At 68.9% G+C, this 22,616-nt stretch carries 25 protein-coding genes; 11 read left to right on the top strand and 14 right to left on the bottom strand.

All coding sequences use genetic code 11. The annotated features are described in order from the left end of the window. The first annotated feature begins 61 nt into the window (after positions 1-61). Positions 62-865, top strand: coding sequence for a TrmB family transcriptional regulator (locus G9C85_RS06535; RefSeq protein ID WP_166038104.1), 804 nt, complete (start codon positions 62-64; stop codon positions 863-865). A gap of 82 nt (positions 866-947) precedes the next feature. Here G9C85_RS06535 and mptA read toward each other — a convergent pair whose 3' ends face one another. Both mptA and G9C85_RS06525 read right to left on the bottom strand, forming a co-directional pair. Continuing rightward, entirely contained in the window at positions 948-1,877 is a 930-nt protein-coding gene (gene mptA, locus G9C85_RS06530; protein WP_166038102.1) for a GTP cyclohydrolase MptA, read from the bottom strand. A 194-nt stretch (positions 1,878-2,071) separates the two neighbouring features. After that, positions 2,072-2,986, bottom strand: a complete 915-nt coding sequence (locus G9C85_RS06525; RefSeq protein ID WP_166038100.1) for an NAD(+)/NADH kinase — start codon at positions 2,984-2,986, stop codon at positions 2,072-2,074. A 183-nt stretch (positions 2,987-3,169) separates the two neighbouring features. On the opposite strand from G9C85_RS06525, the gene G9C85_RS06520 reads away from it, so the two are divergent. Next, a complete protein-coding gene (locus tag G9C85_RS06520) occupies positions 3,170-4,450 on the top strand; it encodes a KaiC domain-containing protein (protein WP_166038098.1) in 1,281 nt (426 codons plus the stop codon). On the opposite strand, the gene G9C85_RS06515 is transcribed toward G9C85_RS06520, so the two are convergent. The 4 genes from G9C85_RS06515 to merB all read right to left on the bottom strand — a co-directional run bounded on the left by G9C85_RS06515 (position 4,447) and on the right by merB (position 7,138). Next, positions 4,447-4,932 (bottom strand): hypothetical protein, encoded by a 486-nt coding sequence (locus tag G9C85_RS06515; RefSeq protein ID WP_166038096.1) that lies wholly within the window; start codon positions 4,930-4,932, stop codon positions 4,447-4,449. The genes G9C85_RS06520 and G9C85_RS06515 overlap by 4 nt on opposite strands. A 52-nt stretch (positions 4,933-4,984) precedes the next feature. Continuing rightward, positions 4,985-5,617, bottom strand: coding sequence for a helix-turn-helix domain-containing protein (locus G9C85_RS06510; RefSeq protein WP_166038095.1), 633 nt, complete (start codon positions 5,615-5,617; stop codon positions 4,985-4,987). A gap of 72 nt (positions 5,618-5,689) precedes the next feature. Continuing rightward, entirely contained in the window at positions 5,690-6,400 is a 711-nt protein-coding gene (locus tag G9C85_RS06505) for a class I SAM-dependent methyltransferase (RefSeq protein WP_166038093.1), read from the bottom strand. A 75-nt stretch (positions 6,401-6,475) separates the two neighbouring features. Then, positions 6,476-7,138 carry an organomercurial lyase gene (gene merB / locus G9C85_RS06500; RefSeq protein WP_166038091.1) on the bottom strand — a complete coding sequence of 221 codons (663 nt, stop codon included), beginning with the start codon at positions 7,136-7,138 and terminating at the stop codon, positions 6,476-6,478. A gap of 301 nt (positions 7,139-7,439) precedes the next feature. Between merB and G9C85_RS06495 the strand changes: the two genes are divergently transcribed. Then, positions 7,440-8,288, top strand: coding sequence for a CPBP family intramembrane glutamic endopeptidase (locus tag G9C85_RS06495; RefSeq protein ID WP_166038089.1), 849 nt, complete (start codon positions 7,440-7,442; stop codon positions 8,286-8,288). 64 nt (positions 8,289-8,352) lie between these two features. On the opposite strand, the gene G9C85_RS06490 is transcribed toward G9C85_RS06495, so the two are convergent. Both G9C85_RS06490 and G9C85_RS18655 read right to left on the bottom strand, forming a co-directional pair. Beyond that, on the bottom strand, positions 8,353-8,625 hold the full coding sequence (locus G9C85_RS06490) for a hypothetical protein (RefSeq protein WP_166038087.1): 273 nt from the start codon (positions 8,623-8,625) through the stop codon (positions 8,353-8,355). A gap of 66 nt (positions 8,626-8,691) precedes the next feature. Further along, a complete protein-coding gene (locus tag G9C85_RS18655) occupies positions 8,692-8,838 on the bottom strand; it encodes a hypothetical protein (protein WP_205254312.1) in 147 nt (48 codons plus the stop codon). A 301-nt stretch (positions 8,839-9,139) separates the two neighbouring features. Between G9C85_RS18655 and G9C85_RS06480 the strand changes: the two genes are divergently transcribed. The 5 genes from G9C85_RS06480 (at position 9,140) to G9C85_RS06460 (ending at position 13,809) form a co-directional block, all read left to right on the top strand. Then, on the top strand, positions 9,140-9,802 hold the full coding sequence (locus G9C85_RS06480) for a bacterio-opsin activator domain-containing protein (RefSeq protein ID WP_166038086.1): 663 nt from the start codon (positions 9,140-9,142) through the stop codon (positions 9,800-9,802). A gap of 79 nt (positions 9,803-9,881) precedes the next feature. Beyond that, positions 9,882-10,529 (top strand): hypothetical protein, encoded by a 648-nt coding sequence (locus G9C85_RS06475; RefSeq protein WP_166038084.1) that lies wholly within the window; start codon positions 9,882-9,884, stop codon positions 10,527-10,529. Beyond that, positions 10,529-10,780, top strand: coding sequence for a HalOD1 output domain-containing protein (locus G9C85_RS06470; protein ID WP_166038082.1), 252 nt, complete (start codon positions 10,529-10,531; stop codon positions 10,778-10,780). Before G9C85_RS06475 ends, G9C85_RS06470 begins: the two co-directional genes overlap by 1 nt. A 122-nt stretch (positions 10,781-10,902) precedes the next feature. Next, on the top strand, positions 10,903-12,180 hold the full coding sequence (locus G9C85_RS06465) for a DNA double-strand break repair nuclease NurA (protein WP_166038080.1): 1,278 nt from the start codon (positions 10,903-10,905) through the stop codon (positions 12,178-12,180). Positions 12,181-12,411: 231 nt separating this feature from the next. Beyond that, entirely contained in the window at positions 12,412-13,809 is a 1,398-nt protein-coding gene (locus tag G9C85_RS06460; protein ID WP_166038078.1) for an FAD-binding oxidoreductase, read from the top strand. A gap of 79 nt (positions 13,810-13,888) precedes the next feature. On the opposite strand, the gene G9C85_RS06455 is transcribed toward G9C85_RS06460, so the two are convergent. Then, positions 13,889-14,224 carry a hypothetical protein gene (locus G9C85_RS06455; RefSeq protein ID WP_166038077.1) on the bottom strand — a complete coding sequence of 112 codons (336 nt, stop codon included), beginning with the start codon at positions 14,222-14,224 and terminating at the stop codon, positions 13,889-13,891. A 290-nt stretch (positions 14,225-14,514) separates the two neighbouring features. Between G9C85_RS06455 and G9C85_RS06450 the strand changes: the two genes are divergently transcribed. Beyond that, a complete protein-coding gene (locus G9C85_RS06450; RefSeq protein ID WP_166038075.1) occupies positions 14,515-16,398 on the top strand; it encodes an ATP-binding protein in 1,884 nt (627 codons plus the stop codon). A gap of 112 nt (positions 16,399-16,510) precedes the next feature. Then, a complete protein-coding gene (locus G9C85_RS06445) occupies positions 16,511-17,023 on the top strand; it encodes a universal stress protein (RefSeq protein WP_166038073.1) in 513 nt (170 codons plus the stop codon). A 1-nt stretch (position 17,024) separates the two neighbouring features. On the opposite strand, the gene G9C85_RS06440 is transcribed toward G9C85_RS06445, so the two are convergent. From G9C85_RS06440 to G9C85_RS06420, 5 genes are all read right to left on the bottom strand, one after another. After that, complete coding sequence (locus tag G9C85_RS06440; protein WP_166038071.1) at positions 17,025-18,755, bottom strand: right-handed parallel beta-helix repeat-containing protein; 1,731 nt, start codon at positions 18,753-18,755, stop codon at positions 17,025-17,027. A gap of 124 nt (positions 18,756-18,879) precedes the next feature. After that, a complete protein-coding gene (locus G9C85_RS06435; protein WP_166038069.1) occupies positions 18,880-19,371 on the bottom strand; it encodes a hypothetical protein in 492 nt (163 codons plus the stop codon). 6 nt (positions 19,372-19,377) lie between these two features. Then, positions 19,378-20,313: a methenyltetrahydromethanopterin cyclohydrolase gene (mch, locus tag G9C85_RS06430; RefSeq protein ID WP_166038067.1), complete on the bottom strand. Its 936-nt coding sequence runs from the start codon at positions 20,311-20,313 to the stop codon at positions 19,378-19,380. A gap of 116 nt (positions 20,314-20,429) precedes the next feature. Then, positions 20,430-20,744 (bottom strand): thiamine-binding protein, encoded by a 315-nt coding sequence (locus G9C85_RS06425; RefSeq protein WP_166038064.1) that lies wholly within the window; start codon positions 20,742-20,744, stop codon positions 20,430-20,432. Positions 20,745-20,848: 104 nt separating this feature from the next. Continuing rightward, on the bottom strand, positions 20,849-21,304 hold the full coding sequence (locus G9C85_RS06420; protein ID WP_166038062.1) for a universal stress protein: 456 nt from the start codon (positions 21,302-21,304) through the stop codon (positions 20,849-20,851). Between the two features lie 277 nt (positions 21,305-21,581). Between G9C85_RS06420 and G9C85_RS06415 the strand changes: the two genes are divergently transcribed. Further along, a complete protein-coding gene (locus G9C85_RS06415; protein WP_166038060.1) occupies positions 21,582-22,568 on the top strand; it encodes a plastocyanin/azurin family copper-binding protein in 987 nt (328 codons plus the stop codon). Positions 22,569-22,616: the final 48 nt, after the last annotated feature.

Genomic DNA, 22,616 nt, shown 5'->3' with positions numbered 1-22,616 from the left:
CCCTCGCCGTCGGCCACAACTACCGATGTGTTTATGGTTCTCCACTCTGATTGGGTTTACTATGGCCAGCCTGCGAGACCTCGGGTTGTCGGAATACGAGGCGCGAGCGTACCGCGCACTCCTCAACACCGGCCCGACAACCGCCAAAGAGTTGTCCCGGGCGAGCGACGTCCCGATGGGTCGCATCTACGACGTCCTCAACAGCATCGAGCAGTACAACCTCGTTCGGAGCCAGACCGCCTCGCGACCGAAGAAGTACGTCGCCGTCGAACCCGCGACAGCGCTCGACCGCCTGCTCGAGGACAAGAAGCGCGAACTCGAGGAGAAGGCCGAGCAGTACCAGAACATCGTCGACGAACTGAGCGACGAACTCGACGCCGCCGAACCCGTCGAGGAACAGTTCTGGACGGCCGCCGTCGGCCAGGAGGAGACCACCGACCTCCTCCTCGAGCGGCTGACGGCCGCCGACGACCGCATCGTGATGGTCGCCTCCGACCCGAGCCCGCAGTTCAACGTCGCCGACATCGGCGAGTCCATCGTCGAGGAGATGGAGAACGCACTCGACCGCGGCGTCCACGTCGACGTCCTCATGACTCGCGAGATGGTCGCCTCCCTCAGCGAGGACGTCGGCCGCCGCTACCGGAACCGACTCACCGACGACCCGAACTTCTCCGTGCGCACGAGCGAGGACGTCACGGGCACGTTCAACCTCATCGACGACATCGAGGTCGTCATCCAGGTCCCGAACCCCCTCGGCGGCACCGAAGCGTTCGCGATGATCGACCTGAAGGACCCCGAGTTCGCCGCGGACGTCTTCGAGAAGTTCCGGCCCACGTGGGACGGCGCCGAACCGCTCTCGTTCTGAGAGGCAGAGAGACTAGGTAGAGCCGCTCTCATTCTGAGACTCGCGCGGTCGGGTGGCACAGGCCCGCGCTCGTGCCCGGTCGTCAGTCCTCGGCGAGTTCCTCGCGGAGCGTGCCGACCTCGGCGATGCGTTCGGCGTGCGCATTGTGCTGGTGGATGCTCTCGTCGTTGCTCTGCTTCATCGTGACGACGGCGTCGTCGGCGAGGTCCGGGAACTCGCTGGCGACGCCCTCGGCCATCGACCGCACGCAGTCCTCGACGAACTTCGCGTTCGAGTGACTCTCGTAGGTCATGTGGTCCTCGTCCGGGCGCTTCGCGAGGTTGTAGATGCGCGCGCTCATCGAGTCGCGCGCGACCTCGACGAGGTCCATGAGGTCGACCTCGGGCGCGCCGTCGGTCTCGACGGTGAGCGTCGCGTGCCCGCGCTGACTGTGACCCGGTTGCGGGACTTCGTCGAGGAACGCGTCCGCGGTCTCGTCGTCGACGCCGAGGTCATCGAGGACGCGACGGGCGCGCGCCGCGCTCATGCCCTGCGAGCACGGACACACCGTCATGCCGACGACGCGCGCACCGACCTCCTCGCGCGTCCCCTCGTCGGTCGCGGTCGCGCCAGCGATGACGTCGACGGTGCTCTGGGTCTCGCGGTCGCTCGCGGGCGTCTGCTCGCGCGTCACGAGCTCGGCTTCCATCTGGACTTCGGCCTTCGTCGTGTAGTCGTGCTTGTCGAGCAGGCGTTCGGCGGCGTCCCCACAGACGTCCTCGACGCGGTACGCCTCATCTCTGGTCGCGGCTTCGAGCGTCTCGTCGATGACCTCCATGTTCCGACTCATGTCCGCGCCCTTCCGCCACGACGGCAGATCCACGAACACCTCGAACTCCGCCATCAGCACGATGGGGCGCTTCTCCGGTCGGGCGAGCTTCACGAGCTTCTCGACGCCCGTGACCCCGACCTGGTTGAGGCCGACGGTGACGTCCGGGCTCGACGCCTGGACGTCCGGCAGTTCCTGGCTCATTGGTACCCGGAAGGGACGAGAGCCGCTTGTACCTGACGAAGGGGGAACGGCGACCGCACCCGCAGCGACCGTTCGCGAACGCCCGTCGTGACGGTGGATTCGACCGCCCGTGATGGTGGATTCGGCCGCCCGCGATGGTGGCCAGGGGTGCGAGTGCGGGCGTGAGGGCGGTCGCGAGTGCGGGCGCGGCTGCCCTAGTCGAGTTTGCCGAGTGCCTCGAAGAAGTTCACTGGCGGGCCGGCGACCCGGACTGGGTCGTCAGCGACGCCGACCTCGACGGTCGCTGGCGGCTCGAGTTCGTGGGTCTCCCGGCCGTCGCTGATGACGTGCGCGGCGTCGGCGTCGTCGACGCGCACGGTTATCGTCTGGTCGCGGGCGAGGACGAGCGAGGGCATCGCGTCCGCCGCGCACATCTCCGTGACGACGAGGGTGCCCGCGGACGGCGCGACGAGCGGGCCGTCCTCGCTGAGGTTGTACGCGGTCGACCCGGTGGCGGTCGCGACGAGCACGCCGTCGGCGTGCCCGCCCGAGTAGAGTTCGCCGTCCACGCGGACCTCGAACCCGGCACCGGCGCCGTGCCCGCGCTGGGGGCCCTGGACGACGATCTCGTTCATCGCGGGGGCGAGCGACCAGTCGTCGCCGGTCGCGGCGAGTCGCGGGAGCGCGCGCGACCGGACGGCGCCCGTCTTCCGGTATCGGTCGACCTCAGCGAGGACGGCGTCGTGGGCGTCCGCCGGCGAGACGGCGTTCAGGAACCCGACTTCGCCGAGGTTCACGCCGAGGATCGGGACCGACCCGGCGCCGCGGGCGGCGTACAGGAAGGTGCCGTCGCCGCCGATGCTGACGACGAGGTCGCACGCGCCCATCGACCCGACGGCGACGCCGTCGACGTCGAGTTCCGTGGCGGTCGCCTCGTCCTCCCCGAGTGCTCGAGCAGTCGCCTCGTCTCCCTGGAGTGCCTGAGCAGTCGCCTCGTCTCCCCGGAGTGCCCGAGCAGTCGCTTTGTCGACGTCGACGTCGACGTCCCGCGCGGCGAGTTCCTCGCGGAGGTCGCCGGCGAGGTGGGCGGCGCGCACGTTCCCCTTCTGGGCGACGACACCTACGTGCATGGCCGGCCTTACCACGTGGGTCGTGAAAAACCCCGCGTCGTCGGCCGGGTCGTCGTCGCCGCTCCGGGCGGCGGTCTCGGCCCGCGGACCGACGGTGGCAACAAGGTTGATACGTTTCGCTCTCGTCGACCCCGACAAGCACGCCCGTGGCGTCTCCGGTGGGGCTCGCGGGTGGATTCGACGATGAGCGACGACGACGACGAGGACTGGTTCGAGCGCGCACTCGGCGAGGACCCGTCCGAGGACGACATCGAGGACGCCCCCGACGACTGGGACGACTGGGACGACTGGGCGGGCGACCGTCCCGAGAGCGACGGCGACGCCGCGGACGGCACGGGGGCGACCGGGTCCGCGGACGCGGACGTCGAACCGCCGCGAGGGGACGACGAGTCCGCGAGCGGCGGCGCGACCCGCGACGGCGAGTCGGACGCCGACGAGAGCGATGGCGACGGTCTGTTCGAGGACGACTTCGCGGCGGCGATGGGCGACGCGCCCGACGCCGCCGGCCCCGGTGGCCCCAGCGGCGGTGGTGGCGGAACCGGTGCGGGCGAGGACCTCGGCGGTGGCATGGACGTCGACGACGAGTTCGGGATGGGTGGCGACGGCGGTGACGAGTTCGGGATGGGTGGCGGCGGTGGTGGCGGCGAGTTCGGGATGGGTGGCGATGGCGGTGACGAGTTCGGGATGGGTGGCGGCGGTGGTGGCGGCGAGTTCGGGATGGGCGGCGGCGGTGGCGGGTTCGAGGCGGACGAGGAGTACGAGACGGACCTGGCGCGCATCGACCTCGGCATCGAGGGACTGGACGAGATGATCCAGGGCGGCGTCCCCGAGCGCTCGCTGATGGTGACGATCGGGTCCGCCGGGACCGGGAAGACGACGTTCGCGCTCCAGTTCCTCCACGAAGCCCTCCAGCAGGGCGAGCGCGCGATCTACATCACGCTCGAGGAGTCCCGCGAGCGCGTCATCAACTCGGCGACCGAGAAGGGCCTCGAGTTCGACTCCTACGCCGACGACGGTCAGCTCGCGGTCGTCGACCTCGACCCGATCGAGATGGCGAACTCGCTACGCTCGATCCGCTCGGAGCTCCCGCGGCTCATCGAGGCGTTCGACGCGACGCGACTCGCGCTCGACTCGGTGTCGCTCCTCGAGATGATGTACGAGGACCGCGCGAAGCGCCGGAACGAGATCTACGACTTCACGCGGTCACTGAAGGAAGCAGGGGTGACGACGATGCTGACGAGCGAGGCGTCCGACCGGTACGCGTACACGAGCCGGCACGGCATCGTCGAGTACCTCACGGACGCCGTGTTCGTCCTCCAGTACGTCCGCCCGGACGACTTCCGGGAGACCCGACTCGCGATCGAGATCCAGAAGATCCGGGACGCGAACCACTCCCGCGAGACGAAGCCCTACGAGATCACGAACGAGGGCCTCTCGGTCTACCGGCAGGCGAACATCTTCTAGCTGCGGTCGGAGCGTTCGCCGGCGTCGTCCTCGTCTTCGAGCGCGTCGACGATGCCCTCGAGTTGCTCGGGGTCGGCGGCTGCTATCTCGGCGAGCAGCGCCTCCATCCGGTCGCGCTCGTCGTCGTGCAGGACCGTCGCGAGTTCGCCGAGCGACGCGTCGACGTCGGCGGGCGCGGGCTCGGGGTCCGGTACCTCGCTCGGGTCGACTGCGGCCGCGTCCGCGGTCGGGTCGCCAGCGAGCGAATCCGGGACGGCGGGGTCCTCGGGGAGCGGGGACGAGAGTTCGTCGCCGGCGACGGTTGCCGGGTCCGGCGTCAGGCCGAGCAGGCGCGCGAGCGTGTCGCTCGCGGACTCGTCGGGCATTCCCATCGCCTGCACGTGCTCGTAGACGCGAGCGTCCAGTTCGACCGTGTGCGTGCCGCGGTCGCCGGTCGCGTCTCCATCGCGGCCGGTCGCGTCGCGGTCGTCGTCGCTGGGCATGCTCGGAGAGAGGGACGCTGGCGGGAAGAAACCTGGCGCGGGCGACGACGGGTCACAGGAACTGGCCCATGAGGTTCCGTTCGGCGCGCTGGAGGTGTTCGGTGACGGTCGACGAATCGAGCGCAAGCGCCGCGGCGACCTCGTCCGCCGAGACCGCCCTGGGTACCTCGTAGTACCCGAGCTCCCAGGCCGTCTCGATCACCTCCCGCTGGCGCGCCGTCAACTCGTCCAGTGGGTGGTCTGGTCCCTCGTAGCGGCCGATGCGTCGAAGCTGGGGTGACACTCCAGCGCGCTCGTACTCGCTCAGCTGTCCGGCGATCGCGGCGTGCGGGCCGACCAGCGACATCGTCGCGCCGGAGTCGTCGACCTCCGGGTCGCACGTCCCGACGAGGTCGTCCGCGGTGTCCGCGAGCGTCTCCGGGAGGTCCGGCGCCGTGAACGAGATGACGTACACGTGCGAGTCGTCTCGAGCGGCGACGTGATTCCACTTGTCGACGCAGTCGAGCGCCGTCAACCGGTCCTCGTCGAGCCGGCTCTCGACCTCGACCTGTACGACCGCGCCGTTCCCGTGACAGGCCAGCTCCTCGACCGTCCGGTGGCCCGCCTCCCGAGTCAGCGAGACGAGTTCGTCGACTCCCATCGCTTCGAACGCCGTCTCGCTGACGCTCACCTCGGCTTCGCGCATACCACGGATTTGGACGAGAACTCACTACAGCGTTGCGCCCACTATCGTGGGACGTCCAGATGGCGCTGCCGATCACGCCGGTCGAGCGCGAATGGCGGTGATCATCCCGAGAAAGCGAGTGGACGAATCGACGACCTCGAGCGGGGCTCGCGAGACGACCTCGAGCGGCTTCTGATTCCACCGGCAGCTGTGCTTCTCGAAGTGCGCGTCGGCGCGCCAATCCTGGAATCTGGCCACCGCACCGACGCTACTCCGGCCGTGCTCCAGGAGGCGGATTCGTCCATTCGGCGTACAGACTCGCGCCATCTCCGAGAGCGCCGCGACGGGGTCGGGGAAGGTACAGGTCGACAGCGACGAGACGACCGTCTCGAAACTGTCGTCGTCGAACGTCAGGTCCTGGGCGTTCATCTCGTGGACCGTCGTCTCGCGCGACGACTGCGCGAGCCGCTCCTCCGCGTTCGCCAGCATCTCGGGGCTGACGTCGACGCCGACGTACTCGCAGTCCTCGGGGAGGTACCGGGCGTTCGTCCCGATACCACATGCGACGTCCAGGACGCGGCCGCGAGCGTCCCCGAAGAGCCGCCGTCGATACCGCCCCGTGAGCGCTCGATTCAGCCAGCTCGTTCGGTCGATCGTCGCGGCCTGTTCGCGATAGGTGTCGCGGACGTCGTCGATCGACTGGGACGGATGGCCGGCGAGCACGCGGGCCGTCTCCGCCCCCGAACGGTCGTCAACCGACGAATCCGTGGTCGATTCCTCGTGCGGGGCGCTCTCGGGCACCATACGAGGACGTTCGTCCACCATCGACGAGAGGTTAACGCCGAGGATGGTGGGCGCATTTAAGCGTTAGGTGGGTCTTCACCCGACGAGCGCGTTCGCGACGTCCGTCGCTCCGCTCAGCGGCAGGGCGACCGTTGCTGCAGGAACGTGGTCGGCCCACCGTTCGTACGCGTCGTAGTCCGGGAACGCTTTCACGTACGGGCAGATCGCGGCGTAGCCGTCTTCCAGCGTCGGCTCGCCACCCGACCGTTCGCGTGCGTCGTTTGCAATGCCGAACGAGAAGACGGCGGATTCGGGCGAGACCGACAGCGACTCGCTGCCGACAGCGCGCGCTTCGACGACGCCCCCGCCGGGACTCTCCGTGTGGACGTCGACCGGGTGGTCCTCGATCGCGGCCAGGACGACCGCGTCGTAGAAGCACTGGAAGTGATACCGTTCGCCGCCGGCCGTCCCCCAGTGTTCGGTTTCCGCGTCCGCGTGACAGAGCTGTTCGACGGCGATCGAACGGCCGGGAGTGATCCGACGGACGTGCATCGCCCACTCGCCGAGCGTGTCGACGGACGCTCGGCCGACGAATCGACCGAGCGACGCGCGAAGGTCCGCGGGGAGCTCCGCGTCCAGGACGTCGGGTCCGTCGAGCCAGTCGTCGGGGACGCCGCCGTTCCCCCTCTCCGTTGCGTTCGCGTCACAGCACTCGTCTCGGTCGATCTTCGTCGTCGTGTCGTCCCGTGAGTTACACATCGCTACCGGTCGATTCAACGGAACGGACTGGCGTTGGGCTTGCTCCCAGTAGCGTGGATGCGTTTTTGTGATCGCGATCGAGAGCGAGCGATCCGGTCGAACAGGCCACGTACCGCCCGCGGCGAGCGAAGTAGGCAGGGGTAGTTCACGCACCCCCTCGGCCGACCGGGAACGCGACGTTCGACGAGCGCGAACGGCCAGGGCAAGTCGGGGCTCGTCCGGACGCGATGCGCTCGATTCCCGCACCTTTAGGTGTAAGCGACGAAACAATTGAACGAACAGTCTGCGGGGGCTCTCGAGCATGGAGCAGACCCACGATTCCAGTGGCCGACTCGCTCGATTCGTCGATAGCCATCCGGTCGTCGCGTTCTTCGCGGTGGCGTTCGCGTACTCGTGGGCGGTGTTCGGCGTCCTGTTCGCCGCCGTCGGGAGCGAAACGCTCGGAGACTCCCGGCTCTGGCAGATTCCGTTCGCATGGGGGCCGCTCGCCGGGGCGCTCGTCGTCGGCCACGTCCGTCACGGCGACGCGCGCACGTGGCTCGAGTCGGTCGCGGACCCGAGAACTGGGCTCCGGTGGTACGCGCTCGCCGCCGTCGTGGCGTTCCTCTACGCGGACGCGGGACACGTCGCCGCCGCGCTCGCGGGCGTCGCGGTCACGCCCCTGCCGCTCGAAGACGTCGCGTTCGACTTCGCGGTCACGCTCGCCGTCGCCGGGTCGATCGAGGAGTTCGGGTGGCGCGGGTTCGCCCAGCCGCACCTGCAGGAGCGCTACGACGCGCTCCGGGGAGCGATCGTCGTCGGCGTCGCCGTCGGGATCTGGCACTATCCGTGGCTGTTGCTCGCCGGCGAGGGCTACGAGGAGGCGGGCATCGGCGCGCTACTCGCGCTCCCGTTCCTGATGGTGTTGATGGCGGTCATCTTCGCGTGGCTATTCAACGGGAGCGGTGGGGCGATTCCGGTGGTCATGCTCGGTCACGCCGTGTTCAACGCGACGCCAGCGTTCGAGTTCGTCGCGGACGGCCCTGGGTGGGCGGCGGCGCTCGGTCTCCTCGTCTGGCTCGGGCTACTCGTCGGACTCCCGCTCGTCTTCGGCCGGGAGTATCTCGCCCCGCGATCCCCCGGAACACTGTTCTCGGGCAAGGAATCCTGAGCGCGTCCGCTCGAGGGCATCGCTTCGCAATCCCTTCCGAACGTGGTGAGTAGTCCCGACGGAGTTACTCGCGGGCGCGCCGCGGTTCGTGGGAGTGTTCGGTGCCGCAGTCCGCGCAGACGCTCGCGCGGCCCGGCCGGGTCCGCTGGGCGGCGACGGCGCCGCAGTCGGGACAGACCATGAACAGGCGCTTCTCGGGGTCGACGCCGGCCTCGAACTCGACCTCGATCCAGGCGTCGTCGTTTCCGGGATCGAACAGCCGGACGCCGTCGTCGGTGCGTCGCCAGTCGACCGGGTCGGTGTCCTCGCCGCGTCCGGGTGCCGCGGAGTCCGTCATCTACCGGCGGCTTCGACACCCAGAAACATAAACGCACGTATAGAATTTAGTTCGAACGCGAGTAAATCACGCATCGGCGGTGGCGTCCGACGACCGCTCGATCCGGCGCGCGCCGCGGACCATCCGCGCCGCCAGCGCGAACACGCCGACGATGTACGCCCCCCAGTGCCAGCCGACGCCGTCAACGAGGCTCGCGTACTCGACGATCCCCACCGCCAGGGTGAGCGCGGCGACGTATAGGGCGTTCGACCCCACGAAGCGCGCCAGGCCCGATCGTCCTCGACCCGCTCCGGGTCGTACCCCGCGACCAGTTCGGCCATCCCGCCGAACCGTGTCAGCGCGCCCAGCGCCCCCACGAACGCGCCGGCAGCGAGCAGTCCGATTCCCTCGTTCATACTACAGAATTGACGAGGCGACGACGTACATCTCGCGGACGCCGCGTCCGGCCAGTACCGGCACTCCTGTCAGCCCGCTCAGTATCGGATTCTTCACTGCTGCGCACGTCACTACACGTATGAGCGTCTTCGCGGAGTTCCACATCCCGACCGACGCGTTCGCGCTCGAATTCACGTTCGAGGCGGCCCCGGAGACCGTCATCGAGATCGAGCGCGTCGCAGCGACCAGCGACCTCCTCACGCCGTACTTCTGGGTCTCGGAGGGGAGCTTCGACGACTTCGAGGCCGCGGCCGACGCCGACAGCTCCATCGAGAACCTCGAACGCATCGACGAGTTCGAGGACTCCATCCTCTACCGCGCCAACTGGACGGAGAACATCGAGTCCATCGTGTACGCGTACACGCAGATCGGCGCGGTCATCCTCGAAGCCACCGGCTCCGCCGAGGTCTGGGAGCTCCAGTTCCGGTTCGACGACCACGGGCGACTCGAGCAGTTCCAGGAGTACTGCGTCGAGCACGGCCTCCAGTTCGAACTCCACCGACTCCACGACGTCACCAACCCGAAGACCAGCCGGCAGTACGAACTCACCGACAAACAGCGGGACGCGCTCGTGACCGCGTGGGAGGCCGGGTACTACGAGACTGACGCCGACGTCACGCTCGAGGACGTCGCGGACGAACTCGGGATCTCTCAGCAAGCGCTCTCGAACCGCCTGCGGCGAGGCTACGACTCGCTCATCGAGACCACGCTCACCGTGACCCCGCCCGAAGAAGACGACTGACGTCTCCCCTCTCTTAAGGAGTTGAAAATACAATGCCGGACCTCCTCCATCCGTGGAGCGTCCATCTAGTAGATCACTCATGGCTTTCAGTAACTCGAAGCAGGGCGCGATCTCGTGGGAGACGGAGGTACCGCGCGAGGCGCTCGCGGCGCTCGCGAACGAGCGTCGACGCACGCTCCTGGGAGTGCTCGAGCGGCAGTCGCCGGCCTCGCCGACGGAACTCGCGACGCGCGTCGCGGCGACGGAGGACGACACCGCTCGCTCGGCCGTCCCGGCCGAGCGGCGGACGGCCGTCGAGCGGACGCTCCACCACCGGCACCTCCCGACGCTCGAGGACGCACGCCTCCTCCACTGGACCGACGGCACGGTCACGCTCGGGCGACGCGCGCCGCTCGAGGTCTGGGAGTTCGTGCAGACGTTCGAGACGGACGCGGTCGACTGGGACGACCTCTTCTCGATCCTCGAGAGCGAACGCTGCCGGACGATCCTCTCGACGCTCGCGAGCGCGGCCACTCCGATCGATCGGACCGAACTCGCGGCGACGGTCGCCTCCGGGGCTCCCTTCGACGCGACGACCGTCGACGAGACGGAGGTCGAGTTACATCACGGCTTGCTCCCGAAACTCGAACGGATCGACCTCCTGGCGTACGACTCCGACGCCGGCGTCGTCCACCCCGCAGACGGCATCGAGACGGTCGACCGGGTCGTCTCGTCGGTCGCCAACTGATGGGCGCGTACCAGCGCCGCTCGACGGAGACGCCGACGGAGGCGGCGTACCACGCCGTCTCGGAGGTGACCGACCGCGACGTGCTCGACATCCCCCCGATCGGGCGGGCGATCGAGCCAGACTCGCTGGACGCGTTCGTCGAGGAGTCGCGGACGCTCCGGGCGTACGCGATCACGTTCGAGTACGCCGACTGCGACGTCACGGTCCGCGACGACCGGGTGCGGGTTGAGCGACTCGACGACGGGAACTGACCGAGTCCGACGCCGCGAGCGACCCTATCGCTCGCTCCGACACGCGGCGTGCGCCGGGTCGCCGTCGGCTGGCGGGCGACCCGACCATCGCGTTTAAGCGAATCGCCCGCCGTGTTCCCGTCGTGACGCTCGACCCCGTGCACTACGAGGGCATCACGCGCCTCGCCAGACGCATCCAGTACGACGTCGACGAGACCGATCACCGCGACGTCGCCGAGACCGTCTGGGCGGAGTTCCTCGACCCGCTCGTGCGCGACGGCGACCGCGTCCTCGAACCGCTCGACGAGCAGCGACGCCTCGTCGCGGACGCCGAGGACGTCGCGCTCGCCGACACCGAATACGATACCGTGCACGGCCTCGACGCCGGGACGATCAACCCGACGACGTTCTCGAACGGCCTCGTGCTCGACATCGCGCAGGCCGCGATGAGCGCGACCCCGAGCGACCTCGACCTCCACCGCGGCCGCACGATGGTCATGACGGTACACTCCGCGGACGCGACGGTCGCGTTCGACGAGGACGACTGGACGATGAACGACGCCGGCTACGTCCGCACGCAGATCCGGCAGGCGCCTCGCGTCAACCGCTTCGAGGAGGGCGTCGTGCACGCCCTGAGCCTCTATCGTGCCGAGAGCGAGCACGCGCGAACGAACGCGGACGTCGTCGACGACCTCCTCGTCCTCGACGGCCCCATCTACCCGACTGGCCTCCTGCGGTGGGCGGACCAGCACCCCGAACTCCGGACGGTGCTCGAGGAGGACGAGCAACCGAAGGAGGTCGTCGAGAACTACGTTCGCCTCGTCGAGAAATTCGACGCGAAGGACGTCCCCCTCGTCGGGTTCGTGAAGAACCCGGCGGGGAACGCCGTCACGCGAGCGGTCAGGGACTCTTTCGGGCAGGCGCCATGGGTGGACGACGCCGCGATGTTCAAGCGCCTCCTGGAACGCGGCGAACTGGTCGACGACCCCGACGACCCGGAAGGGCGACGGCGGTTCGAGCGCGACACCGACGCGCTCACGGCGACGTCGTGGTTCGTCTCCCGGGGCGGCACCGACCGCGTCTGCTCCCGGCACGGCGACGCCCTCGGCGTCGACCGCCGCCTCGACCCGGACGCCTACGAGGTGACGTTCTTCGCGATCTACGACCCCCGGACGGACGTCCTCTACCGGGTCGAAGCTCCCCACGCCGTCACGCGCGACGAGGGCCAGCGCGAGGCGCTCCAGCAGTGGGCGCTCGCCGCCGTCGCCGCCGAACGTGGCCCGCCGCTGGCAGTCGGGAAGGCCGACGAACTCGCGAAGATCGGCGCCCGCGAGAAGGCGTCGCTCCGCGAGACCCTCGAGGAGACGTTCCGCGCCCGACGCACCCGCCAGTACGACGACCTCCGGTGGGGCGACGAGTAGTCGGGAGCGACGACGACCGGCTGTGGTGGCGGGCCGGAACCGGACGCCATCACGAGGGGTGTGCGCCTGCGGTCCACGCTGCGGTGGGCGCCTGCGCCTGCTATCGCGCTCGGGACGGTTCGACTCTTTCGGGGCCTCGTCGTTCGAGTACTCGAAATCTGACCTTCGCGTGAATAAGCTACTACTTCATCTCCTTGCGACGCGTACCTCCTCCGGAGTGAATAATCACACATGTCTTTAAAAACACCGGCGAGTAACGACCAAGTCATCACCGACTTCGCGGCGAGGCTCCGCGGCACCGCCATCCGACCCGAGGACGAGGGCTACGACGATGCCCGAACCGTCTGGAACGCGATGATCGACGAACACCCTGCGCTCATCGTGCAGTGCGCCGGGGCCGCGGACGTGATCAGTGCGGTGAACTTCGCGAGAGAACACGACTACACGATCTCCGTGAAGGGCGGCGGGCACAACATCGCGGGCCGGGCCGTCCAGGACGACGCCCTCACGATCGACCTGTCACAGCTGAACTCGGTTCGGGTCGACCCGGACGCGAAGACCGCGCGCGTCGAACCGGGCGTCGTCCTGAACGAACTCGATCACGAGACGCAAGCGTTCGGTCTCGCGACCCCCGTCGGGTACAACTCGAGGACCGGAATCGCCGGACTCACGCTCGGCGGCGGCTGGGGCTGGCTCTCGCGCAAGTACGGTCTAACCGTCGACAACCTCCGCTCGGCGGACGTCGTCACCGCCGACGGCGAACTCGTTCACGCAAGCGAGGACGAGAACGAGGACCTCTTCTGGGGGCTCCGCGGCGGTGGCGGCAACTTCGGGATCGTCACGTCCTTCGAGTTCCAGTTGCACGAGGTCGGCCCGACCGTCCTCTCCGGCCCCATCGTGCATCCGCTCGAGGACGCCGCGGCGGTCCTCTCCGAGTACCGCGAGTACGCGACCGAAGCGCCCAACGATGCGACGGTCTGGTTCGTCGTCCGGCACGCGCCGCCTCTCGAGGTCATCCCCGAGGAGTGGCACGGCCGGAAGGTCCTCATCCTCGCCGCGTTCTACGCCGGCGACATGGAGGACGGCGAGAGGGTGCTCCAGCCGCTCCGCGACATCGGCGACCCGGTCGCCGACGCCATCGGCCCGCATCCCTACGCCGGCTGGCAGGGGGCGTTCGACGGCCTCGCGCCGGCCGGGAACCGGAACTACTGGAAGTCCCACAACTTCGTCGAGATGACCGACGGCATGATCGAGAACTTCGTCGAGTACGGCGAGCGCATCCCCTCCGAACTCACGGAGATCGCGTGCGCGCAACTCGGCGGCGCCATCAACGACCTGCCCGTCGACGCGACCGCGTACCCGCACCGGAACGCCACGTTCACGATGAACGTCCACACGCAGTGGGAGGACCCCGCGCAGGACGCGGAGTGCATCGCGTGGGCGCGCGACCTCCACGAGGCGATGACGCCGCACGCGACCGGTGGCGTGTACGCCAACTTCGTCCCGGAGGAGGTCGGTGACGAGCAGGCCGCCTACCGCGAGAACTACGACAGGCTGGTCGCGGTGAAAAACGAGTGGGACCCGGAGAACGTGTTCCATCTGAACCACAACGTCGAACCCAGCGAGTGAGATACACTTCGCGCTTCGCTGGCGTTCGATCGCCGAATTCCGGTGCGTGTAGGCACTTCGACGCCGTCGGCTCCGTCGGTTAGGCGTGCTCGGCTTTCTCGACTGCTACTTCGACCTCGTCGGGGTCGACGCCGATGCGCGCGAACTGGGTGCGGACGTGCTCCCGGGCCGCCTCGACGGCCTGGTCGCGCGTGTCGAACCCGCGCGGCATCGGCGAGTCGAACGCCACGTGGACCTCGCGGCCGTCGACCTCCTGAATGGAGCCGCCGCTCTCGACCTCGTAGAACTCGTCGCAGACCCACACGTACGGCGCGTCCTCGTCGGGTGCGCCCCGGAACTGCGGCGCGCGCTCCCCGCGCTCGTAGACCGTGCCGGTGAGCTCGGTCCCCCCGGCAGCGCCGCGTACAAGTAACATACCCGGACGTTCGACGGCCAGCGGAATAAGGGGCGTGGCTTGCACTGCCCGCACGAGCGTACGGCGGCCGCCAGGCCGGCGTTTCGGCTGCACTGCCCGCACGAGCATACGGCGGCCGCCAGGCCGGCGTTTCGGCTGCACTGCCCGCACGAGCATACGGCGGCCGCCAGACCGTCGTTTCGGGAGAACGCTCTGCCCGCACGAGCATACGAGCTGGCGTGTTGGTGGTTCGTGTACGCGCAGTCAAGTCTTCAACAAGTGGTATGGTGCTCGGCGTCAGAGAGTGCTGCATGACCGACCTCGGGGACTTCGGTGAGTTCACCGAAGACGACGATGCGGGTGGTGATGTTGCGAGTGGTGAGGCTGCGAGTGGGAGGACGGGTTCGTCGGGGAGCGACGGTGGCGGCGCCGACGTGCAGGACGACGACTTCGAGCGCGTGGACGTGTCGCCGGCGGGCGAGGACGACGGAGTTGGGACGGTGGCGGTGTCGGCGGGCCTCCAGATCGCGGAGCGCGAGGAGGACACGCAGCTGCGGGCGTACGTGACGACGGGGAATCGGCCGCGGGTGCGCATCGGGAAGTACTTGCTCGTGCCGTATCCGGACGGCGAGAAGCTGTTCTGTCGCATCACGGGACTGGAGTACGAGCAGGCGTTCGTGAGCGACGACGCGAACGAGATCCACTCGCGGCGGGCGATGCGGCGGGACGGGATCGACGAGGCGGACTACAAGTTCATGGCGACGCTCGAGCCGATGAGTATCATCTTCGAGGACGGCGCGGCGTCGGAGATGCCGCGGGAAGACGGTGACGCCGACGGAAGCGACGGCGAGCTGAAGCGGCGGATGGTCGACCGGGTGCCGAAGCCCGAGACCGTCGTCCGCGAGGCGAGCGACACCGAGGAGATCAAGACCGGGTTGAAGATGCCGGACGACGGCGTGTTCCTCGGGCACCTCTCCGTGGGCGGGGAGAAGGTGCGGACGGCGGCGGAGCCGCCGACGATCGACTACCGCTTGAAGGACGACTACAGCGATGGCGACCCGCTGTTGTTCCGGCACACGCTCGTCGCCGGCGGGACGGGGAGCGGGAAGACTCACGGCGCGAAGAACGTCCTCCGGCAGTTCCTCGCCGAGGACCGCACGTACCCGATGGCGGACGGGCGCGAGTCGCGGCCGGCGGTCGTGATGTTCGACCCGCAGGACGAGTACGCGCAGATGCACGACGACAACCCCGACGTCGACGACGCGTTCCGGCGGCGACTGGAGCGCGAGGGCGTCGCGCACGGCGGCGTGGAGGACTGCAAGGCGTTCGTACCGAAGGTCGGCGAAGCGACGTACGCGGCCGACCACCATCGCGCGGAGCAGGTCGAGTTCACGATCCCGTTCTCGATGGTGCGCTCGCGGCCGTGGCTCGTCGCCAGTGCGGGCCTGAACGACAACCAGTATCCGGCGCTCAAGTACCTCCTGAAGCGTTTCTTCGACGATCACGGTCACTCGGGGACGTACTCGCAGTTCCGGTCGTTCCTCGACGACCCGGCGCTGAAGGAGGAACTCGACGAGGCAGGGCGCGTGCACGAGGCGACGTTCGACGCGATCAAGCGCCGGACGTACGGGTTCGGGGACGTGTTCGACCAGAGCGCGCGCTCGATCACGGACGTCGTCCACGAGTTCGTGCGGCCTGGCGGCATGAGCGTCGTGCCGACGTATCACGTGACGGATTCGCGCCAGACGACGACGGTCGTGCTCGCGCTCGCCAGTCTGCTCGTCGACCAGAAGCTCTCGAACGACCCCGTCCACGACCGCATCAAGGAGACGCCGCTCGTCCTCGGGATGGACGAGGCGCACAACTTCCTCACGGACGCCGAGGACGTGCAGGCGCGGAAGGTCATCTCGAAGTTCACGGACGCCGCCAAGCAGGGCCGGAAGGAACGCCTCGGCCTGTTCCTTATCACGCAGGACCCGCAGGACGTCGCCGACCCCGTGTTCAAGCAGGTGAACTCGACGGTCGTCCTGAACCTCGGCGACGAGGACGCGATCTCGGCGGTGAACATCCCCGCGAACCTCGAGGACAAGGTGCCGTACATGGAGAAGGGCCAGATGGTCGTGTACTCGCCGGACAACTCCGAACCCGTCGAGATCGTCGGGCTCTCCAAGTGCCTGACGAAGCACGGGCGCTGACCGTCGAGCGCGTCGAGCAGGCCGGGCCGTCGGTGGCGTTCGCGCGACGCGAAGCGTTCACGGCGCGTGAACGGTCGAATCCCTTATCCACGGGGCCGTGTTACATGTTACCATGTCGTCTCACGTGCTTGTGGCGTACGACGACTCCCCCCAGGCCGAGCAGGCCCTGTCGTTCGCCCGCGAAGCGTTCCCCGACGCCGATCTGACCCTCCTGACAGTCATCGACCCCGCCGACGCCGGATCGCGACGGCGGCTCTCCCTCCCCCCACTGGGCGACGAGTGGCTCGAACGCGCACGCGAAGACGCTCGCGAACATCTCACGGCCGCCGTCGACCGCGTCGAGGACCCCGACCGCAGCGTCCAGACTGCGATCGAGATCGGGCGGCCGACGAACGCCGTCGTCGACTACGCCGACGCGCACGACGTCGACCACGTCGTCATGGGGAGCCACGGCCGCTCCGGCGTCACCCGCATCCTCCTCGGGAGCGTCGCCGAGAGCGTCATCCGTCGGTCGCCCGTCCCCGTCACCGTCACACGCGGCAAGACGAACGCGCCCGAGGACTCCTCGGACGGTACCTCCGAGAACGGACCGACCGGCGAGACGCCCGAGGGAGGCCCCGCCTGACTCACGCCGAACGGTCCCCAGCCGCTGCTGACGCGATCACCGGTTCGGTCGCCGTCTCGTTCCCGGCCGTGGTGGCGACGACCGTTCGCTCGCCGTCGTGGACGTGCACGACCTCGACGGCCCCCGGTGGCCCCGACAGCGAGACGACGGCCCGGTAGGGGACCTCCGTGATGACCTGTGCGCACGCCGTGTCTGTCGAGGCATTCGCCTGCGTCGCCTCGACGGCCACCGTCAGGACGTCCCCGGCCGAGTCGTACTCGACGGCAGAAAGCGCGGCGGTGTAGCACGCGTTCGGCGCCCAGATCGTGCCCGAGACGGCCACTCGGTCGCCGTCGACGGCGATCGACGCGTCCTCGAACTCCGTACCGGGCGTGCCGTTCTCCGCGGAGAACGAGGTGTTCGTCACGCCCACCGGCCGGCCGCTCCCCCACGACGTCGACAGGTCGACGAACGCGTCCCGCGTGGTGTTCGTCGCGACGACGCCCTGCCCGAGGCCGAAGGCGCCGTCCGCCGGGCTCGCGTCGTCCAGTGCGTCGACGCTCCCGACCGCGACGTCCGCACCGCCGAACGATACCGGTCCCGAGCTACCGTCGACGTCGATCTCGGAGACCGTCACCGCGCCGACGCCCGACGCCTCGGGCCCGGACTCGGACTCGGACTCGGTCTCGTTCGGGCACGTACCGTTCCCGTTCGCGCAGTCCGTGGCGTACACCGCCCACGAGTCGTCGTCGCGCGTCGCCGAATCCAGGACCGTCGCGTTCGACACGCCGACGAACAGGTAGGACGCCGAGAACCCGAAGAGCCGGTCGTCGCCGCCGGACGACTCGACGGTCGAATCGGCGACGACGACGTCCGAGGACTGGACCGCCGCGATGCCGGCGATACCGCTCCCCGAAACCGTCGCGTTCGCCACGACCGGCGCCTCGTTCCCGCCAAAGAAGTTCACGCCCAGAAAGCCGTTCCCGTCGAACGACCCCCCGAGGACCGTCAGGTTCCGCGTCTCGCTCGCGTACAGGCCCGCGAAGCCGTTGTCGTCCGCGGTCGAGTTCGCGACGAGTCCGTCCGCACCGTCGAGGTACTCGATCCCGACGTTCGCGTTCGCGCTCGCGTTCACGTCCACCATCGACGTACTCGACGCGTTCGCGGCGAGCGCGCCGACGGCCCAGTTCGAGAGCGAGAGGTTCGACACCGTCACGTTCGAGAGCGCCGACCCGTTCGCGCCGCGGACGGCGACGCCGACCGGGAACTGCGAGCGCTCGCTCTCGTCGAACGACGACGCGACCGTCGCGTTCTCGGACTCGCTCGGGATCGCGTTCCCCGTCTCGTTCGCGGTCGTGGTCGTCGCGCTCCCGGTTTCGTTAGCGTATCCCTCGCCCTCGAGGACGTGACCGCCACCGTGCAGTTCGACGTCGCTCGACGCGATCAGGATGCACGCCCGGGCCGTGTCGTTCCCCGTCGAGATCCCGGTGTCCTGGGTCGCGCTCGCGTTCAGCACGTCCTCGCCGAGCACGTACACGCCCGGTTCCGCGATACGGGTACAGGAGTCGATCGTCGTCGGGGCGGCATCCGTCGCACTCGCCGTCGTCGCCGGTGCGTCGTCCGTCGCGCTCCCCGTCGTCGGCGTCCCGCCGGACGCGGGGCCCGCCGGAGCGGCGAGCGCGCCAGCCGAACCCGATACCACGAACATCGATGCGACCACGCCGAGGACGACCATTCGCTGCAAGCCACGCATACCGGTACGTCGCGGGTCGCCCCGATAGTTACAACCCGGTATCCCGATCGGACGCCGACGTAAGCCCTCGTTATCCGGCGACCGACGAACGCGACCGCTCCGCTCCGCCCCGCCCGGCGTCGCGCTACGCGAGCGCGTACCGGCCGTCGTCTGATTGCTCGAGTTCGCCCAGCAGCGCGAGCCAGTCGAGTTCGCGCGCGACAGTGTCGCCCCAGACCTCGCGCCACGAGTTCGGGTACTTGTTGCGCTCGTACTGCGGGACCCCGCTCGCGACCGCGTCGAACACCGCGTCCGCGGACGCGGGCTCGTCCGCGTTCGCGACGGCGTCGCGGACCGCGGGCGCGAGGTAGACGCCGTCGAGGAACCGGTCGGCGAGCGCGCTCGCCGGGACGTCCTCGCGCGTTCGCGCGTACCCCGACTCGTGCTCGGCGACGAGACCGAGCGCGCGGAGGAACGTCAACCACTTCGCTGCCTCGTCGCGCTCCGGGAACCCGACGCGCTCCATCAGGCGCGTACAGCAGTCGTCCTGGGTGTCCGGGACGAGCGGCACCGCTCGCCGAGCCTCGAACACGCGGTCGACCGACGCCGGCGCGCGCGGCACGTGCTTGAATCGCATCGGTCGCTACGCGAGGTCGAAGCTCTCCGCGAGCAGTTCCTCGTCCGTCTCCCCGTACGTCTCGGTCGGGCCGCCGCGGACGTCGATCGTGACCTTCGCCGGCGCGAACACGTCCTTCGGGATCTGCTGGAAGTTCCAGTCCTTCTCCTCGAACACCTCCGCGAACGGCTTCCCGTACGTGTCCGCGGCGGTGCTCGCGACCTCGTCGAACCGGTCGAACCCCTGGTCGACGACGACGTGGACTTCGCCGCCGTACGCGAGCGCGTCGTTCGTTCGCGCCATCGCCTCGTCCTCCGTGGGCGCGACCGGCGCGACCGGCGCTTCCGCGGTCACGGACAGCACGGACAGCGGGTCGTAGCCGAGTTCCGCGAGGCGGAACGTCGCGAGTTCCGCGGCGCGCGCCGCCATGCTCACGCTCCCCGCGACGCTCGCCGTCGGGAACGCCAGCAGGAACACGCTCTCGACGTTCGTCTCCGTCAACTCGGCGACGTGCTCGGCGACGGCCTCGCCCGGCAGCGCCTCCGTCTCGATCGCGAGCGCCGTCAGGTCGAACGCGTCGTGGTACCCGATCTGCCGGAACACGTCCTCCTCGCCGACGAGCGCGCGCGCCGGCCCGCTCCCCAGGCCCTCGAAGTCCTCGACGCTGACCTCCCAGCCCGCCTTCTGCGAGCACAGGAGCGCGTACGCCGGGTGGTCCGTCGTCACCTCGACGTGCGTCAACGGCGCCCCGGCGACGTCGCCGAGCGTCGACTGCACCGTCGCCAGCCCCGCGGTCTGGATCTCCGAGAGGAGGAGGCCGGCCTCGATGCCGCCGTCGAACTCCACGCCGAAGTCGAGCACTGTCGCCTCGTTGTCGAGTTCGAACGCTCCCACGTGCAACTGCTCCGCGAAGTCGATGGCCTCGTCGACGAGCTCGATGGCCATCCGGTTCAGGCTCTCCATACCCACGCTAGCGCGCCCTCACGAATAAAAGAAGTTAGTTGGCGCGACGACCGAAGTGAGTCGCTGGCAGTCGCTGTCAGTCGCTGGCAGTCGCTGGCAGTCGCTGGCAGTCGCGTTCAGTCGCGATTCGAGCGGGCTTCGTGGCCGAGTTCTTCTTCGACGCGGTCGACCTTGGACTCGGCGGTGGTGACGGCGGTGCGTTTGTCGTCGACCTTGAGGAACGTGGAGACGCGGTCGCCGTCGACGGCGTCGTGCGCGGCCTGGGCGGCGGCGAATACGGTGGCGGCGTCGTCGGCTTCGATGGTCGTCCCCATCGGCGTCGTCTCGTAGGCGACGTCGAAGTCGTCGAGGGCGGCGACGGCCTTCGCGACCTCGCTCGCCATGCTGTCTTCCGTCACCGGTGCGACCGAGAGGAACGCCACAGTCGTCATGCGAGCCCGTACGCGCTGTGGCGTCGAAAATGCACGGGTCGGGCGTGGCCGCGAGGTCTGCCGGGGTCCGGTCGCGCGGATTCGGGCGCGTAGACGAGCGCGAGTTACTTGTCGTGGAGCGAGACGGTGACCATGCCGTCGAAGTTCAGGAGGAGGCGTTGCGTGACGTCCCCGAAGAACGCCTTCCCGCTCGGCGAGCGGCGACGCCCGGAGACGAACAGGTGATCGCAGTTCCTCTGGTCGGCGACGTCGAGAGCGTCGTCGACGACGTGTCCGACGATCCCGACGAGTTCGTAGTCGACGTCGACGTCCGCGAACGCGTCGCGGGCGGCTTCCTTCGCGATGAACGTCGCCTCGCGTTCGGCCTCGTCTATCGAGAACGTGCCGCCGCCGCTCCCGGTCTCCATGCGGGACCCCATCCGGTCCTCGTACTCGTCTTCGGGCATCACGTGCAGGACGACGAGTTCCGCGTCGACGCCGGCGGCGAACTCGCCGGCTTCGCGGAGGAGTTCGGTCGTCGCGTCGGAATCGCGTCGCACGACTGCGAGTGCTTTGTCCATATCCACGTCCGTCACACGGTTGCCAGAAAAGCGTTTCCAGTACGCGTCACCATATCACGTGGTACCGTCGCTCGTGATAGGTCGCCGCGTGGTAACCCCCGACGACCAAGACCATGCTAGTTATTACCACACGATCGGGAGCATCGAGTAACGCAGGCCGATTCTCCGCGAGGACTCCAGAACCACCGAATAACAACCTGTACGTGCGTTCAATGTCGAAAGTGGGATGTCCCAAGACAATCCGACAGACCGGTTCGGTACCGCACGACGCACCGTCATGAAAGCACTCGGCGCCGGGACGGCCGCCGGCGCGCTCGGGTGGGCGACGCTCGGCGCTGGCGACGAAGGCGACGCAGTCGCCGGCATCGACGAGCACACCGAGGCCGTCCACGACGTCCAGACGCTCATCAGCGTCCCATCGACGAATCCAGACCGCCCAGCGGACTTCTTCTACGAACCCACCGGCCTCCACGTCCAGCCGGGAGACGTCGTCCGATGGCGGTTCACGACGCCGGACCACAACGTCGTCGGCATGCATCCCGCGTTCGGCATGCGTCGGCGCGTCCCGACCGGCGTCGAAGCGTTCTCCTCGCCGCTCCTCGGGTTCGATCCCGACACGATCCCCGGTGACATGATCGAACCACCAGCGCCGCCCGTCGCGGAGGGCGGCGGTGACGGCGGCGAGGGCGAACCGACGAACGCCACCACCGCGACCGAGATGGACGAGACGACGACCGCGACCGAGGACGCCACGACGACTAACGCGAACGCCACGACGACTACCGCGAACGCCACGACGACCGACGCGAACGCGACGATGGCCGAAGACGCCACCGCGACCACCGGCGCAGCGACCGCCGACGAGCAGGCCGGCCCCACACCGGACACGTGGCTGCTGTCGTTCGACACGCCCGGCGTCTACGACATCATCTGCTCGCCCCACGAGGCGTTCGGGATGGCGATGCGGATCGTCGTCGGCGACGAGACCAGCGCCGAGTTCGAGACCAGCGACCCCGAAGCACTCCCCGAACCGAGAGCCGGCCCCGTCGGACTCGCGCGAGTCACGCTCACCGACCCCGCGCTCGAGCCCGAAGCCATCGTCGAAGAAGGCACCGTCTCGTGGTCCGACCTCGAGGCGAACCAGTCCGGCGACGGCGGCGGTGAAGGCGAGGACGGCGGCGAGGGCGACGGCGGCGGTGAAGGCGAGGGCGACGACGGCGACGATGACGAAGGCACCGAGACCGGAACGACGACCAGCGCCTGACTCGCACCGCTACGCGATGCTCGTCGGCGATGTCCGTCGAGACCCAGA

The sequence above is a fragment of the Halorubellus sp. JP-L1 genome, assembly GCF_011440375.1.
Lineage (GTDB): Archaea > Halobacteriota > Halobacteria > Halobacteriales > Natrialbaceae > Halorubellus.
This window is presented reverse-complemented; position numbering and strand designations above follow the sequence as displayed.

Excerpts from the sequence above, each read along its gene's own strand:
- merB (WP_166038091.1), bottom strand. The coding sequence starts at position 7,138 with ATGTGTAACTCACGGGACGACACGACGACGAAGATCGACCGAGACGAG.
- G9C85_RS06525 (WP_166038100.1), bottom strand. The coding sequence starts at position 2,986 with ATGCACGTAGGTGTCGTCGCCCAGAAGGGGAACGTGCGCGCCGCCCAC.
- G9C85_RS06415 (WP_166038060.1), top strand. The coding sequence starts at position 21,582 with ATGAAAGCACTCGGCGCCGGGACGGCCGCCGGCGCGCTCGGGTGGGCG.
- G9C85_RS06535 (WP_166038104.1), top strand. The coding sequence starts at position 62 with ATGGCCAGCCTGCGAGACCTCGGGTTGTCGGAATACGAGGCGCGAGCG.
- G9C85_RS06490 (WP_166038087.1), bottom strand. The coding sequence starts at position 8,625 with ATGACGGACTCCGCGGCACCCGGACGCGGCGAGGACACCGACCCGGTC.
- G9C85_RS06480 (WP_166038086.1), top strand. The coding sequence starts at position 9,140 with ATGAGCGTCTTCGCGGAGTTCCACATCCCGACCGACGCGTTCGCGCTC.
- G9C85_RS06495 (WP_166038089.1), top strand. The coding sequence starts at position 7,440 with ATGGAGCAGACCCACGATTCCAGTGGCCGACTCGCTCGATTCGTCGAT.
- G9C85_RS06475 (WP_166038084.1), top strand. The coding sequence starts at position 9,882 with ATGGCTTTCAGTAACTCGAAGCAGGGCGCGATCTCGTGGGAGACGGAG.
- G9C85_RS06505 (WP_166038093.1), bottom strand. The coding sequence starts at position 6,400 with ATGGTGCCCGAGAGCGCCCCGCACGAGGAATCGACCACGGATTCGTCG.
- G9C85_RS06435 (WP_166038069.1), bottom strand. The coding sequence starts at position 19,371 with ATGCGATTCAAGCACGTGCCGCGCGCGCCGGCGTCGGTCGACCGCGTG.
- G9C85_RS06420 (WP_166038062.1), bottom strand. The coding sequence starts at position 21,304 with ATGGACAAAGCACTCGCAGTCGTGCGACGCGATTCCGACGCGACGACC.
- G9C85_RS06515 (WP_166038096.1), bottom strand. The coding sequence starts at position 4,932 with ATGCCCAGCGACGACGACCGCGACGCGACCGGCCGCGATGGAGACGCG.
- G9C85_RS06460 (WP_166038078.1), top strand. The coding sequence starts at position 12,412 with ATGTCTTTAAAAACACCGGCGAGTAACGACCAAGTCATCACCGACTTC.
- G9C85_RS06440 (WP_166038071.1), bottom strand. The coding sequence starts at position 18,755 with ATGCGTGGCTTGCAGCGAATGGTCGTCCTCGGCGTGGTCGCATCGATG.
- G9C85_RS06455 (WP_166038077.1), bottom strand. The coding sequence starts at position 14,224 with ATGTTACTTGTACGCGGCGCTGCCGGGGGGACCGAGCTCACCGGCACG.
- mch (WP_166038067.1), bottom strand. The coding sequence starts at position 20,313 with ATGGAGAGCCTGAACCGGATGGCCATCGAGCTCGTCGACGAGGCCATC.
- G9C85_RS06510 (WP_166038095.1), bottom strand. The coding sequence starts at position 5,617 with ATGCGCGAAGCCGAGGTGAGCGTCAGCGAGACGGCGTTCGAAGCGATG.
- G9C85_RS06445 (WP_166038073.1), top strand. The coding sequence starts at position 16,511 with ATGTCGTCTCACGTGCTTGTGGCGTACGACGACTCCCCCCAGGCCGAG.
- G9C85_RS06470 (WP_166038082.1), top strand. The coding sequence starts at position 10,529 with ATGGGCGCGTACCAGCGCCGCTCGACGGAGACGCCGACGGAGGCGGCG.
- mptA (WP_166038102.1), bottom strand. The coding sequence starts at position 1,877 with ATGAGCCAGGAACTGCCGGACGTCCAGGCGTCGAGCCCGGACGTCACC.
- G9C85_RS06520 (WP_166038098.1), top strand. The coding sequence starts at position 3,170 with ATGAGCGACGACGACGACGAGGACTGGTTCGAGCGCGCACTCGGCGAG.
- G9C85_RS06425 (WP_166038064.1), bottom strand. The coding sequence starts at position 20,744 with ATGACGACTGTGGCGTTCCTCTCGGTCGCACCGGTGACGGAAGACAGC.
- G9C85_RS06450 (WP_166038075.1), top strand. The coding sequence starts at position 14,515 with ATGACCGACCTCGGGGACTTCGGTGAGTTCACCGAAGACGACGATGCG.